Genomic DNA, 13,083 nt, shown 5'->3' on the forward strand with positions numbered 1-13,083 from the left:
AGTCTAGACGGGCAAACCAAACCGTGCTGAAACGGTTCTCCCCACAGGTACGAACAAGTGCCACACATGGAGGTGTCCCGGACCTCACCCAGTCCGGGACACTCCATCAGGCGACGGAAATCAGGTGACCAAAATCAGGTGGTGGCGACGGCCTCGGAAGCCTCCACCGACCTGCGATGCAGAACCCGCTTCTCCTGCCGTTTCATGTCGGGCTCTCGCATCCTCAGCTGCGCGTACACCGGCGCGGCGATGAACAGGGTGCCGATGGTGCCAATGATGATGCCGATAAACAGGGCCAAAGAGAGGTCTCGCAACGTTCCGGCGCCCAGGAGCAGCGCACCGATGAAGAGGATCGACGCGACGGGGAGCACTGCGACCACCGATGTGTTGATGGATCGCACCAGGGTCTGGTTGACCGCCAGATTCACCTGTTCGCTGAAGGTCCGTTTCGTCGAGACATCGAGGTCCGCCGTGTTCTCCTTGATCTTGTCGAAGACCACCACCGTGTCGTACAGGGCATAGCTCAGCACGGTGAGGAACCCAATCATCGCCGACGGTGTGACTTCGAAGTCGCTCAGGGAGTACAGGCCCGCCGTCACGGTCATTACGACCACCAGGCCAATCATGGCTGCTGCGGACATCTTCCAGGTTCTGAAGTACAGGGCCATCAGGATCGCCGCCAGCCCGATGAAGACCACCAGACCGATCAGTGCCTGCCGGCTGACGTCCTCGCCCCAGGTCGGGCCGACGAAGTTGGTCGTCACCTCTTCCCCGGTGACGTCATACGCGTTGATCAGTGCATCGCGAACGCTGAGGGTTTCGTCGTCGGACAGGCGTTCGGTCTGGATCCGCATGGTCTGCGGTGCAATATTGGTGACACTGGGGACTGCGCCCGGCACCACACTGGTAACCGCCTGCTCACCGAGCGTGATCTCGGTGTTCTCGACGCTTGAGACGGTGAACTCGGACCCACCACGGAAGTCGATCCCCAGATTGAACCCGCCCTTGACGATCGGAATGATGATCGAGACCAGGACGGCCACGGCCGCAATGGTGAACCACAGTTTGCGCTTCCCTACGAAGGGGTAGGAGCGTTTGCCCGAATAGAGGTCGTTGCCGAACCTGGCGAAACTATTGCCCCGCATTTACTTTTCCTCCTGATCGGTGCCATTGCTGCGCGCGGCATGGGCTTTTTGTTCAGCCAGCCGTCGTTCGGCAATGGTGGTGCGGCGGGCGATTTCGCCTGATACTGCTTTGTTCCTGGTGCGCGGCGCGGCGGACTCCGGGGTTGCGGAGGGCATCCGGATTCGCCCGGCGCCCCGGTACAGAGGCATGACGCCCAACTTCTTCGGGTCGACGCCGGAGAACCGGTGTCCCTCGCCGAAGAACTTGGTCCTCGCCAGCAGGCGCATGACTGGATGGGTGAAGAGGAAGACCACGATGAGGTCGGCGATAGCCGTCAGCCCGAGGGTGAAAGCGAACCCGCGCACGTTTCCTACGGCCACGAAGTACAGCACCACGGCGGCGAGCAGGCTGACCGCCTTTGACGCCAGGACCGTGCTCTTGGCCCGACGCCAACCATTCTCGACGGCCGAGACCAGCCCACGGCCGTCCCGGAGCTCATCACGGATTCGCTCGAAGTAGACGATGAAGGAGTCGGCGGTCTGCCCGATGGCCACGATCAGGCCAGCCACACCTGCAAGGGAGAGCCGGTAGTTCTCGGTCCAGCCGAGGATGCAGATGGCCAGGTAGGTGAGCAACCCGGCGACGACGAGGGAGGTGATGGTGACCAGGCCCAGCATCCGGTACTGCAGCATCGAATAGCCTGCCACCAGGATGAGCCCAATCACACCGGCGATGAGGCCCAGCCGCAGCTGGTCAGCACCAAGGGTCGCTGAGATCTGCTGCTCGCTCTGGATCTCGAAGCTGATCGGCAGCGCGCCGTACTTGAGCTGCTCGGCCAGCGCCGCAGCGGATTCCTCGGTGAAGCTGCCGCTGATCGACGGACGGCCGTCGGGAATGACCGCGTTGGTGGTGGGTGCCGAAATGATTGCACCGTCAAGAACAATGGCGAACTGGTTCCGTGGGTCACCCTGCCCGAAGGCGAACAGCCGCTCGGTCACCTCGCGGAAGGTGTCGCTTCCCTCGGCGTTGAACTGGATGTTGACGGCCCAGGTGTTCAGCGATTGACCCTGGGCACCGCGCTGCATGCCGAAGTCCGCTGAGTCGATGTCGGTTCCCGGCACCTCGACGGGACCGAGGATGTACTTGCCCATGTTGCCCGGCTCGCACGCAACCATTGGCTGGTCCGCTGGTGCGGCCTCTTCGGCTGGCTCCAGCGCCTCGGGAGAGGTGCAGTCCAGGGCCTCAAACTCGGAGAAGATCTCGGCGGTGATCCAGTTCGGGTCACTCGCATCGGTAGGCTCGGCGGTAGGTGTCGGCAAGTCCTCTTCAGGGGTGGGTTCTTCGGCGGCGGGGGCCTGACCCGGCCCGCCAAAGAGTACCGGACGGAATTCCATCTGCGCCGACGCCTGAATCAGCTCGCGGGTCTGGGCGTCCGGAATGCCGGGGAGGGAGACAATCACGTTGCGGCCGGACTGGGTGTTGATTTCGGCTTCGGCCACGCCACTGCCGTCCACACGCTGCCGGATGATTTCCACCGCCTGGTCCAGCTGCTCCTCGGTGATGGAATCGCTGCCACCCTGGACCTGCGGCGCCAGGATCATCTGGGTGCCACCCTCCAGGTCGAGAGCCAGCTTGGGGCTCCAGCTCGCGGTGCCCCAGATGGACCCGCTGCCCAGGAGAACTGCGAGTAGTGCAAACATAACGCCGAGCCAAACGAGAGTCCGTTTCGCTGCCGTGCCTGGGCCGGTACGAGGCATGTGGAATTTCCTTTTATCGAAAGAGCGCGCTGGGTCCTGCTGGTGGGGGTGGGGCTGTCACCGGATCCCGGCCGCCCCACCCGGCGCTAGTTGTCCTTGTTGTCCCGCGTGTTGTCCCGCGTGTTGTCATAGTCCAGACGGAGATCGTCGTCCGCGCGGGCGTCAAGGCGCTCCGTACCGGATTCGGCGGGGAGTGTCCCGTCCTGGCCCGGCTGGTCCTGGCCATCAACGGTGGCGGTCCGGGTATCGGTGACGGGGCTGTCGGCGGTGGAGCTGGTCAGCGACGAGGCGTCGTCGGGAACGGCGGGGGTCTCTTCGTCGTCCTCGGCGGGCTCAGGCTGGACCACTTTGGTGAGGGTCTGCATGTGCACGGTGGCGGTGGCGCCGGGGCCGAGCTCGAGCACTGCCTTGTTGTTCTCCTCATCGAGGGAGAGCACTGTGCCGAACAGGCCGAAGTTCGTCATCACTTCGGTGCCGGGAACCATCTGGGTGCGCTGTTCCTTGATGGTCTTCTGGGTCTTCCGCTGCCTCCGGAACATCATGAAGATCAATGCTCCGAGCGCCAGCGGCAAAAGCAGGCTGAAAATATCAAAGCCTTGCTCTGGGGCGGCAGTCTGGGCTAATAGGGTTGAGAACACAGAGTAATTCCGTTTCTATATCTTGGGATCCGCACGCACCTGACGTGCCGCACGTCATATCAGTGTAAAGGGAAACGAGATTGTCCGCGTCCCTGCGGCACGCCTGTCAGTCGGTATTGACCCATTCCGTTACCTCACCGTTGTCATCAACCAGGGTGTCACCGGAAAGGGCATCGTCGGTGAGGACGGCGAAGAGATCGTCGGGCATCGCGGCAGCAACGGTGGCTGGCATGACCAGGCCCAGGTGATCCCAGGCGGCCCGGGTGGCGATCCGGCCGCGGGGCGTACGCCCCAGCATCCCTTCCCGGACGAGGTAGGGTTCGGCGACTGTCTCGACGGTCTCGGGTTCCTCGCCGACGGCGATTGCCAAAGTGGACAGCCCCACCGGGCCGCCGTTGAATTTGGTGATCAAGGCGGTCAGTACAGCCCGGTCCAGGCGGTCAAGACCCTTCGCATCCACCTCATACATGTCCAGGGCTGCCCCGGCGCAGCGCGCATCGATCAGGTCCACCCCGTGGACGAGCGCCCAGTCACGGACCCGGCGCAGCAGCCGGTTGGCGATTCGGGGGGTGCCGCGGGATCGGCCGGCGATCTCGGAGAACGCCGCCGAATTAACCTTCATATCCATGAGCATCGCCGACCGGCGGAGCACCAGCTCAAGTTCCCCGGTCGAGTAGAACTCCAGGTGCCCGGTGAAACCGAACCGGTCCCGCAGCGGGCCGGGGAGCAGCCCGGCGCGGGTGGTGGCGCCCACCAGGGTGAAGGGTGGCAGGTCCAGCGGGATGGCGGTCGCCCCGGGTCCCTTGCCGACAATGATGTCGACCCGGAAGTCCTCCATCGCCATGTAGAGCATTTCCTCGGCCGGCCGGGACATCCGGTGGATCTCGTCAAGGAAGAGGACCTCACCGTCGGTGAGTGAGGACAGGATCGCGGCAAGATCACCGGCGTGCTGGATCGCCGGCCCGGAGCTGATGCGCAGTGGTGCGTTCATTTCGGCGGCGATGATCATGGCGAGGGTGGTCTTGCCCAGGCCAGGGGGGCCCGACAGCAACACGTGGTCGGCCGTCCGGCCGCGAAGCCGGGACGCCTCCAACACGAGGGAAAGCTGGCGGCGGACCCGCTGCTGGCCCACAAAGTCGTCGAGGTTCTTGGGGCGGAGGGCAGCCTCGACCGCCCGGTCCTCGGGGTCCCCGGCGGGTGAGACTACAGGGGTCTCCTCCCCCGCCGCTGCGTCGTCGCGCGCCATCAGCTCACCCGGCTCCGGGCGGAGGCTCGCGCGCCGTCCTGGCCGAGGCGGCGCAGCGTGAGCTTCAGGATGGCTCCCACGTCACCGGTGGCGGCGATCTCGGGGGCCTCAGCGGTCGCGGCGTCGATGGCTGCACCCGCGTCCTTCTCGGACCAGCCCAGTCCCATCATCGCCGTCAGCACCTGACCCTGCCAGGCGTTCTTCGGGGTTCCACCGGTGGTGCCCAGGGGAACGAGTTTGTCGGCCAGTTCGAGGACAATCCGTCGGGCGCCCTTCGGTCCGATTCCCGGGACCTTGCTGAACGCCTTGTCGTCCCCGGAGGAGGCAGCCACCCGGATCGCTTCGGGGGTGTGTACGGCCAGGACGGCCAGGGCCAGCCTGGGGCCGATGCCGCTGACGCTGAGCAGGGTCTCGAACACCTCGCGCTGGTCGGCTTCCTCGAACCCGAACAGTGTCATGGAGTCCTCACGGACAATCATCGCGGTGAAGACCTGCGCCTCCTGCCCGGCGCGCAGGGTGGCAAGGGTTTGCGGGGTGGCAAGGATCTGCATGCCGAACCCGTTGACGTCCAGCACTGCCGAGTTGAGGCCAACGTGGGCAACCGTGCCGCGGAGGGAACTGATCATGCGAGCTACTCCAAAATTTCTATCCGAACATATCTACGAACAGCGTACCGGCATCCGGGGACGTTCCTCGGTGCGCCACACCGTCAGCGGTGGTGAACGGCGGCCTAGCGCCGCCGTCGGGCCTTGGCTTCGGCTTCAGCCCAGATCCGCTGGGCTGCCGTCGCGGTGCCACCGCTGGCGGAGGCCCGGTTCGTGGCAACACCCTGCCGCCAGGCGTGGGTGATGGCCAGGGCCAGGGCATCGGCGGCGTCGGCCGGCTTGGGGGCGGTTTCCAGCCGAAGGATTTTCGTCACCATCTTGGTGACCGCCACCTTGTCGGATTGGCCGTTGCCGGTGACAGCGGCCTTCACCTCGGTGGGTGTGTGGAGGGCCACCGGTATTCCACGCCGTGCGGCAGCGACGATCACCACACCGGAGGCCTGGGCTGTGCCCATCACCGTGCTCACGTTGAGTTGGCTGAACACCCGTTCGACGGCGAGCACGTCAGGTGAATGGGTATCGAGCCACTTATCGACCGCGTCGGAAATGACGAGCAGCCGCTGGTCGAGGTCCTGACCGGCCGGTGTGCCAACCACCCCCACCGCTACGAGCGATGACCGCCGGTTGGGCTCGATGTCGACCACGGCCAGACCACAGCGGGTGAGGCCCGGATCCACCCCCATCACACGCAGGGTCACGTGACGGCCCGGCGGTGAGGGGTCTGGAGTGCAACGGTAGCCACCGGCCTCAGTCGTCGCCGTCCAGCTCGGCCAGTACCTCATCGGAGAGGTCGGCGTTTGAATATACGTTCTGGACGTCGTCCAGGTCCTCGAGCGCGTCGACCAGGCGGATGAACTTGCGGGCGCCGTCGGCGTCGAGCTCCACCTGCATGGACGGCACAAACTCGGCCTCGTCGGTGTCGTAGTCGATACCGGCCTCCTCCAGGCCTGCGACGACCGCCCGGAGATCCTGCGGTTCGGAGATGACCTCGAAACGCCCGGCGGTTTCCTTCACTTCCTCGGCGCCGGCGTCGAGCACGGCGAGCAGAAGGTCATCCTCGGTGAGCTCGTTGCCCGGGAGCGTGACCACTCCCTTCCGGGTGAAGAGGTAGGACACCGAGCCTGGATCGGCCATCGAGCCACCATTGCGGGTGACACCCAACCGGACCTCCGAAGCGGCGCGGTTCTTGTTGTCGGTGAGGCACTCGATCAGCAGGGCCGAACCCTGCGGTCCGCGGGCCTCATACATGATGGTCTGGTATTCGACGGCGTCGCCCAGCAGTCCGGCGCCGCGCTTCACGGCGCGGTTGATGTTGTCGATCGGCACGGACGTCTTCTTGGCCTTCTGCACAGCGAGTTCCAGGCCGGGGTTGCCAGCCATGTCGGCGCCGCCTGCACGCGCCGCCACCTCGATATTTTTGATCAGCTTGGCAAAGGATTTGGCGCGCTTCGCATCAATCGCGGCCTTCTTGTGTTTGGTGGTTGCCCATTTAGAGTGCCCCGACATGATCTACCGTTCTCCTTACGATCATCTGCATAAACAATTCGTGTATCCGCCGCTCCCCGGTTACCTCGGGATGAAAGCTGGTGGCGAGCAGGTTCCCCGACCGCACCGCAACAATCCTAGCGACCCGGTCCACATCCGGGTGCGGCGCGTCACTAGCGGGGGCCTTCGCCGGTACCTGCGCGAGTACCTCGACCGATTCCCCCACCCGCTCCACCCAGGGAGCCCTGATGAACACGGCACGCACCGGGGGTACCTCCCCCGACGACGACGGCGCAAGCCCGGCGAACTCGAGATCTGTTTCGAATGAGTCCCGCTGGCGACCGAAGGCGTTCCGGCGGACCACGATATCCAGCCCACCGAGGGTCTGCTGTGGGTTCCCTGAAAGGTCGGTGGCCGGGTCGGCGATGGCGTCGGCGAGCATGATCATTCCGGCGCAGGATCCGTAGACCGGGAGCCCCGACATGATGAGTTCCCGCAGCGGATCGGCCAGGTCAAAGGCCCGGGTGAGTTTGTCGATCGCCGTGGATTCGCCGCCCGGGATGATGAGGCCGTCAATCCCGGCCAGCTCGCTGGGCCGGCGGATGGCGCTGGCCCGTCCCCCGAGGGACTCAATGGTGCGGATATGTTCCCGCACGTCGCCCTGGACAGCCAGCACGCCAACATGCACGCCGGATGGGGCGGGTACGGGGTAAGTGGTCATTGATCCATTCTAGGTTGGGCGGGCCAGCCCGCGATCAACCGGAGCCCGGACTGCGATAAGTTAGGTTCCATGTTTCCCTTCAGTGTGCTGGTCGGTAAGGCCGTGCGCCGCATCTCGCGGTTGCGTGGCGGAGGCTCGGCGCTGCCGGGCCTGGTCGTCGAAAAAATCGATCCGGGGTTCATGGGCCGCGCCTTGACCGGCCTGCCGCACGGAGTGGTGGTCATCAGCGGAACCAACGGGAAAACCACCACCACCAAGATGGTCGTGGAACTCCTCCAGGGTCAGGGCCTGACCGTGTTCACCAACCGCACCGGCAGCAACTTCACCCGCGGGGTGGCCGCCGCGCTGCTCGGCGAGGTGAACTGGCGAGGCAGGCTCAAGGCCGACGTCGCGGTCCTCGAACTCGATGAGGCGCACGCGGTCCACTTCGTGAAACTGGTCCCGCCCACCCACTGCCTGCTGCTCAATGTGCTGCGGGATCAGCTGGACCGCTTCGGCGAAATTGACCAGACCACGCGTCTGCTCGAACAGATCGCCGCGAAGACCACCGGTACCGTGGTGCTCAACCGCGAGGACCCCCGCGTCGCCGGGATCGCGTCGACCGTCCACGACGCCGAGGTCACCTACTTCGGGCTCGACGCGTCGTTGCGCAGCACCTTTCCCAACGACGACGAGCTGCGCGGGGACATCGGCGTCGCTCCCCCGTCGAGCCTCCCCGCCGATGTGATCCTCGAACACGTCGACGGGAACACTGCAATGTTCCTGACCGATGGCGAATCGACGAGTGTGGACCTGCGGCTCCGCGGTGTCTACAACATCTTCAACGCTGCCGCGGCGCTGGCAACCGCGCGCACCGTCCTCGGCGGGGCCATCAACCGTGCCGCCCTCTTCGCTTCCCTCGCCACCGTCGAGCCCGCTTTCGGCCGCGGTGAATCCCTCGTGGTGGACGGCAAGCCACTGGAACTGGTGCTGGTGAAGAACCCCAGCGGGTTCCGGCTCGGGCTGAAGTCGTTCGACGCGACCGGATACGCCACCATGATTGCCATCAACGACAATTACGCCGACGGCCGGGACATGTCCTGGCTCTGGGACGTCGACTTCGATTCCCTCGGACAGGCCGGGGTGGAAATGGTCAGCGGTGTCCGGGCCTACGATATGGCGCTGCGGCTCAAGTACGACGACGTCGACGTCCGCGCCGTCGAACCCGATACGACCGCGGCGTTGAAGGCGTTTATCAGCGCCACCCACGACCAGCCCAAGCGGATTTTCTGCACCTACACGGCCATGCTCGCGGTCCGCCGGGACCTCTCCAAGATCACAACAGTCGAGGTGGTTTCCTGATGTCCAAAGGCACCCTGAACATCCTGCAGCTCTACCCCCGCGAAATGAACATTTATGGCGACTGGGGCAACGTCCTGGTGCTGAAACAGCGGCTGGTCTGGCACGGGTACACGGCGAACATCCTTGAGCACAGCGCCGGGGACACCTTTCCCGAAGACGTTGATCTGATCATCGGGGGCGGCGGACAGGACAGCGGCCAACTGGTCATCCAGCAGGACCTGCAGGCCATTGCCCCGAAGCTGCGCGAACTCGCCGAGGATGGTCTGCCGATGCTGGTCATCTGCGGGCTCTACCAACTGTTCGGCAATTTCTTCAAGACCCACGATGGGACGGTCATCCCGGGCATCGGGATCCTCGATCTGGAGACCCACGGCACCAACGAGCGCCTGATCGGCAACGTGGTCGCTGACAGCGAGGAGTTCGGGGAAATCCACGGCTACGAGAACCACAGCGGCCAGACCCGGCTGGGTCCCGGAGTCCGGCCGCTGGGCACGGTCACCAAGGGTGCCGGCAACAACTCGCAGGACGGCCACGAGGGCGCCCGCCACCTGAATGTCGTCGCGAGCTACCTGCACGGGTCGTTGCTGCCGAAGAACCCGGCCATTGCCGACTTCCTGCTCAGGAAAGCGACTGAGCGAAAGTTCGGCTCATTCGACGCAGCCGACCTCGACGACAGCCTCGCCGAGCTGGCGCGCCGTCACGCCGGGGCCCGTCCCCGCTAGGGAAACCGCCCGGCTCGCGGGCTGGGCTGCCCGGTCACTGGTCGTCGGTGAGATCCCACAGGTGGGCGCCGTCGTCGACCGCTCCGAACGTATCGACCACCGCCGCGATCCGCGCACTGACCTCCGCCTCGCGTTCGGGCGAGGTGCACGCACCGTCGGGCTGGTCCGGTGCCAGCGCGCACCAGCGGTAGGGGTCGGCGACGATGATGGACGGTACCCAGGCCAGGTCGCTGACCGTCCAGTCGCCGCCGTCGTCCTGGGCGAACTGGGCCCTCACCATCAGCCCCTCGTTGTTCACCGCGTGGACCGGTGACAGTTCACTGACGCCATTTCCCAGGCCGTAGACAATCCAGGTGTCGTTGTATTTCTCGATCGGCAGCACCGAGTGGGTGTGATGGCCGTAAATGAAGTCCACCTCCCCACTGTCGGCGAGGGCGTGGGCCACCTCCACCTGCTGTGCGTTGGGCATCGTCGCGTATTCGTCGCCGACGTGGATCACGGCGATGACGACGTCTGCGCCTTCGTCCCTGGCCTGCCGGGCCTTGGCGGTCATGGCGGCTGCGTCGATCAGGTCCACCTGCCACGGCTGCTCGGGAATCAGCCCGTTGAGCCCGTAGGTCGCCTGGATGACCGCCACCCGGGCTGCGGGGGTCTGAAGGATCATGACTTCCCCGGAGGATGCCTCATCGGCGTAGGAGCCGGTATGTTCCAGGCCCAGGCCATCCAGGACACCGAGGGTGCGGTTCAGCCCCTCAGTGCCGGCGTCGATGGTGTGGTTGCTGGCGGTGGTGCAGGCGTCGTAGCCGACGTCACGGGCGGCGTCGAGGATCTGCGGGGGAACGTTGAACTGGGGGTAGCCGCTGAACGGCCCTTCCGGCAACGCCACCGGGGTTTCCATGTGGCAGATTCCCAGATCGGCCTGGTCGAGATACCCGCGCTGCCCGGCGAGCAGTGGTTCAAAATCTAGATCCCCCGTGCCGGCTGTCGCGGCGTCGGCGGCGGCCTGCTCCCACAGTCCCGGGTGGATCAGCAGGTCACCGGTGGCAGCCACGCTGAAACACCTGTCCGCATCACATGGTGGACCTTCGCCCGGCGTGGGTTCGGGTGCGGTGGGCTCGGGTGCCGCCGTCGTGGATGCGGTGGCGGATGATGGGGTCGGCTGGGATGAGGCGGACGACTGGGGTCCCCCGGTCGCCGTCGTCGGCCCCTGCCCGTCCGGGGTGGGGTTCTGCCCCGCCGCCGAGCAGCTGCTGAGCAGCCCGATAGCCAGCGCCGCTCCTGCCAAACTGGTCAAAGTAGCCCGCACGGCTGACCCCCTCGTCGATGTCCCCCCATGATAAGCCCCGCCAAGCGATCAGGGCCCCGCCGCGCGCCGAAGCGGATCCGCCGGTTGCTGGAGTGCCCGCCCAGCATGTGTAAGGGTTAGTTGTTATGAGCAACCCTTTCCTTGCACCCAGTACCCTGCCGTATCAGCTCCCACCCTTCGGGCTGGTCCAGGATGACCACTACCTGCCGGCTTTCGAGGCGGGGTTCGCCGAGCATCTCGCGGAAATCGAGTCGATCGTGTCCTCGCCGGAGCCGGCGTCCTTCGAGAACACCATTGTTGCCCTCGAGAAGGCCGGTGCCACCCTACGGCGGGTGGCACTGGTCTTCCACAACAGCTCCTCCGCGCATTCCACCCCCGCCATCCAGGCCCTGGAAACCGAGATCGCTCCCCGCTACGCGGCGCACGAGGACAACATTTCCCTCAACCGTGGCCTCTTCGACAGGGTCCGGGCGGTGCCGACCGCCGGGCTGGACGCCGAGGCCGTCCGCCTGGTCGAGGAGTACATCAGGCGGTTCATCCGCGCCGGCGCCCAGCTCGACGACGACGCCCAGGGCAAGCTGCGGGCCCTGAACACCGAGCTGTCCCAGTTGAGCACCGACTTCCAGCAGCGGCTGCTCAGGGACACCAACAACTCCGCGCTCCTCGTGGACACGGCTGACGAGCTCGCCGGTCTCTCGGCGGATGACATCGGATCGGCAGCAGCCGCAGCCGAAACCGCAGGCCACCCCGGGAAGTTCCTGCTCACCCTGATCCTGCCGACGGCGCAGCCGGCGATGGAGACCCTGACCCATCGGGCCACCCGCCAGCGGTTGCATGAGGCGTCGGTCAACCGCGGATTTGCCGACCATGAGAACCGGACCCTGGGCATCGCCGCCCGGATGGCCGAACTGCGGGCAGACCGGGCCGCACTGCTGGGTTTCGACAGCCACGCTGCGGCTGCCACCGACGACCAGACCGCCCCTTCACTGGATGCCATCCACCGGATGCTGGGGCAGTTGGCTCCGGCAGCGGTGCGCAACGCGCGGGCCGAGGTGGTGGACCTTGAAGCCGCCGCCGGGCACCCGATCGAGGCGTGGGACTGGGCGTACTACTCGGAGAAGGTGCGCGCCGACAAGTTCGACGTCGACCTCGCTGCCCTGCGTCCCTACTTCGAGCTGGAACGGGTGCTGCAGGACGGCATCTTCTTCGCCGCGAACAAGCTCTACGGCCTCACCTTTTCCGAACGGTCCGATCTCGAGGGCTACCATCCCGAGGTGCGGGTCTGGGAGGTCAGGGACGCCGACGGCGGAGACCTGGGCCTGTTCCTCGGCGACTACTACACCCGGGACACCAAGAATGGTGGCGCCTGGATGAACTCCTTCGTCGAGCAGTCGACGCTGAACGGCACCCACGCCGTCGTCGTCAATAACCTGAACATCCCCAAGCCGCCCGCGGGCGAGCCCACCCTCCTGACGTTCGACCAGGTGGTGACCACGTTCCACGAGTTTGGGCACGCCCTCCATGGCCTGTTCTCGTCGGTCACCTACCCGACCTTCTCCGGGACTTCCGTGCCCCGGGACTTCGTCGAGTACCCGTCACAGGTGAACGAGATGTGGATCCTGTGGCCCGAGGTGGTGGCCAACTATGCCAAGCACTACCAGACGGGTGAGCCGTTGCCGGCGGAGACCGTCGACAAGCTGCTCGCTGCGCAGGCCTGGGGCGAAGGTTTCGCAACCACCGAGTACCTGGGGGCAGCCCTGCTGGACCTGGCCTGGCATGCGATCCCGGCGGGGACCACTGTCGCGGACCCGGTGGAGTTCGAACGGGAGGCACTCACCCAGGCTGGCCTCGACTTCTCCCCCGTTCCGCCGCGGTACCGGACCGGCTATTTCAAGCACATCTTCGCGGGAGGCTACTCGGCCGCCTATTACGCGTACATCTGGAGCGAAGTGCTCGACGCCGACACCGTCGAATGGTTCAAGTCCGCCGGGGGCCTGACCCGCGAAAATGGCGACCACTTCAGGACCGAGCTGCTCTCCCGCGGCAACAGCATCGACCCGCTGCAGGCGTTCCGCAACTTCCGCGGCCGCGACGCCCTGATCGACCCGCTCCTCACCCGCCGCGGGCTGGCCTAGAA

13 protein-coding genes are annotated in these 13,083 nt (G+C 65.7%); 4 read left to right on the forward strand and 9 right to left on the reverse strand.

Annotated features, from left to right (window positions below; genetic code table 11):
• Window positions 1-134: 134 nt before the first annotated feature.
• From secF to pdxT, 8 genes are all read right to left on the reverse strand, one after another.
• Window positions 135-1,145 carry a protein translocase subunit SecF gene (gene secF / locus H4V95_RS11350; protein WP_209730608.1) on the reverse strand — a complete coding sequence of 337 codons (1,011 nt, stop codon included), beginning with the start codon at window positions 1,143-1,145 and terminating at the stop codon, window positions 135-137.
• Entirely contained in the window at window positions 1,146-2,882 is a 1,737-nt protein-coding gene (gene secD / locus H4V95_RS11355) for a protein translocase subunit SecD (protein ID WP_209730610.1), read from the reverse strand.
• Between the two features lie 86 nt (window positions 2,883-2,968).
• Complete coding sequence (gene yajC / locus H4V95_RS11360) at window positions 2,969-3,520, reverse strand: preprotein translocase subunit YajC (protein ID WP_312884014.1); 552 nt, start codon at window positions 3,518-3,520, stop codon at window positions 2,969-2,971.
• A 106-nt stretch (window positions 3,521-3,626) separates the two neighbouring features.
• Window positions 3,627-4,766 (reverse strand): Holliday junction branch migration DNA helicase RuvB, encoded by a 1,140-nt coding sequence (gene ruvB / locus H4V95_RS11365; protein WP_245345672.1) that lies wholly within the window; start codon window positions 4,764-4,766, stop codon window positions 3,627-3,629.
• The gene (gene ruvA, locus H4V95_RS11370; RefSeq protein ID WP_209730612.1) at window positions 4,766-5,392 is read right to left on the reverse strand and encodes a Holliday junction branch migration protein RuvA; all 627 of its coding nucleotides are present in this window, start codon (window positions 5,390-5,392) and stop codon (window positions 4,766-4,768) included. The genes ruvB and ruvA overlap by 1 nt, the downstream gene beginning before the upstream one ends.
• A 104-nt stretch (window positions 5,393-5,496) precedes the next feature.
• Entirely contained in the window at window positions 5,497-6,069 is a 573-nt protein-coding gene (ruvC, locus tag H4V95_RS11375) for a crossover junction endodeoxyribonuclease RuvC (RefSeq protein ID WP_196867435.1), read from the reverse strand.
• A 49-nt stretch (window positions 6,070-6,118) separates the two neighbouring features.
• Entirely contained in the window at window positions 6,119-6,877 is a 759-nt protein-coding gene (locus tag H4V95_RS11380) for a YebC/PmpR family DNA-binding transcriptional regulator (protein WP_209730614.1), read from the reverse strand.
• A complete protein-coding gene (gene pdxT, locus H4V95_RS11385; RefSeq protein ID WP_209730617.1) occupies window positions 6,861-7,577 on the reverse strand; it encodes a pyridoxal 5'-phosphate synthase glutaminase subunit PdxT in 717 nt (238 codons plus the stop codon). The genes H4V95_RS11380 and pdxT overlap by 17 nt, the downstream gene beginning before the upstream one ends.
• A 69-nt stretch (window positions 7,578-7,646) precedes the next feature.
• On the opposite strand from pdxT, the gene H4V95_RS11390 reads away from it, so the two are divergent.
• Both H4V95_RS11390 and H4V95_RS11395 read left to right on the forward strand, forming a co-directional pair.
• The gene (locus tag H4V95_RS11390; RefSeq protein ID WP_209730620.1) at window positions 7,647-8,918 is read left to right on the forward strand and encodes a Mur ligase family protein; all 1,272 of its coding nucleotides are present in this window, start codon (window positions 7,647-7,649) and stop codon (window positions 8,916-8,918) included.
• Window positions 8,918-9,640: a type 1 glutamine amidotransferase gene (locus H4V95_RS11395; RefSeq protein WP_209730622.1), complete on the forward strand. Its 723-nt coding sequence runs from the start codon at window positions 8,918-8,920 to the stop codon at window positions 9,638-9,640. Before H4V95_RS11390 ends, H4V95_RS11395 begins: the two co-directional genes overlap by 1 nt.
• A 34-nt stretch (window positions 9,641-9,674) precedes the next feature.
• On the opposite strand, the gene H4V95_RS11400 is transcribed toward H4V95_RS11395, so the two are convergent.
• Window positions 9,675-10,691, reverse strand: a complete 1,017-nt coding sequence (locus H4V95_RS11400; RefSeq protein ID WP_312884015.1) for a CapA family protein — start codon at window positions 10,689-10,691, stop codon at window positions 9,675-9,677.
• Between H4V95_RS11400 and H4V95_RS18790 the strand changes: the two genes are divergently transcribed.
• Entirely contained in the window at window positions 10,681-10,977 is a 297-nt protein-coding gene (locus H4V95_RS18790; RefSeq protein ID WP_312884016.1) for a hypothetical protein, read from the forward strand. The genes H4V95_RS11400 and H4V95_RS18790 overlap by 11 nt on opposite strands.
• A 94-nt stretch (window positions 10,978-11,071) precedes the next feature.
• Window positions 11,072-13,081 (forward strand): M3 family metallopeptidase, encoded by a 2,010-nt coding sequence (locus H4V95_RS11405; protein ID WP_209730624.1) that lies wholly within the window; start codon window positions 11,072-11,074, stop codon window positions 13,079-13,081.
• Window positions 13,082-13,083 lie beyond the last annotated feature (2 nt).

It is taken from the genome of Arthrobacter sp. CAN_C5 (genome assembly GCF_017875735.1).
In the GTDB taxonomy this organism is placed as follows: domain Bacteria; phylum Actinomycetota; class Actinomycetes; order Actinomycetales; family Micrococcaceae; genus Arthrobacter_D.

Coding starts and splice junctions, on each gene's coding strand:
- H4V95_RS11380 (WP_209730614.1), bottom strand. CDS start 6,877: ATGTCGGGGCACTCTAAATGGGCAACCACCAAACACAAGAAGGCCGCG.
- H4V95_RS11390 (WP_209730620.1), top strand. CDS start 7,647: ATGTTTCCCTTCAGTGTGCTGGTCGGTAAGGCCGTGCGCCGCATCTCG.
- H4V95_RS11395 (WP_209730622.1), top strand. CDS start 8,918: ATGTCCAAAGGCACCCTGAACATCCTGCAGCTCTACCCCCGCGAAATG.
- ruvA (WP_209730612.1), bottom strand. CDS start 5,392: ATGATCAGTTCCCTCCGCGGCACGGTTGCCCACGTTGGCCTCAACTCG.
- ruvB (WP_245345672.1), bottom strand. CDS start 4,766: ATGGCGCGCGACGACGCAGCGGCGGGGGAGGAGACCCCTGTAGTCTCA.
- secD (WP_209730610.1), bottom strand. CDS start 2,882: ATGCCTCGTACCGGCCCAGGCACGGCAGCGAAACGGACTCTCGTTTGG.
- H4V95_RS11405 (WP_209730624.1), top strand. CDS start 11,072: ATGAGCAACCCTTTCCTTGCACCCAGTACCCTGCCGTATCAGCTCCCA.
- secF (WP_209730608.1), bottom strand. CDS start 1,145: ATGCGGGGCAATAGTTTCGCCAGGTTCGGCAACGACCTCTATTCGGGC.
- pdxT (WP_209730617.1), bottom strand. CDS start 7,577: ATGACCACTTACCCCGTACCCGCCCCATCCGGCGTGCATGTTGGCGTG.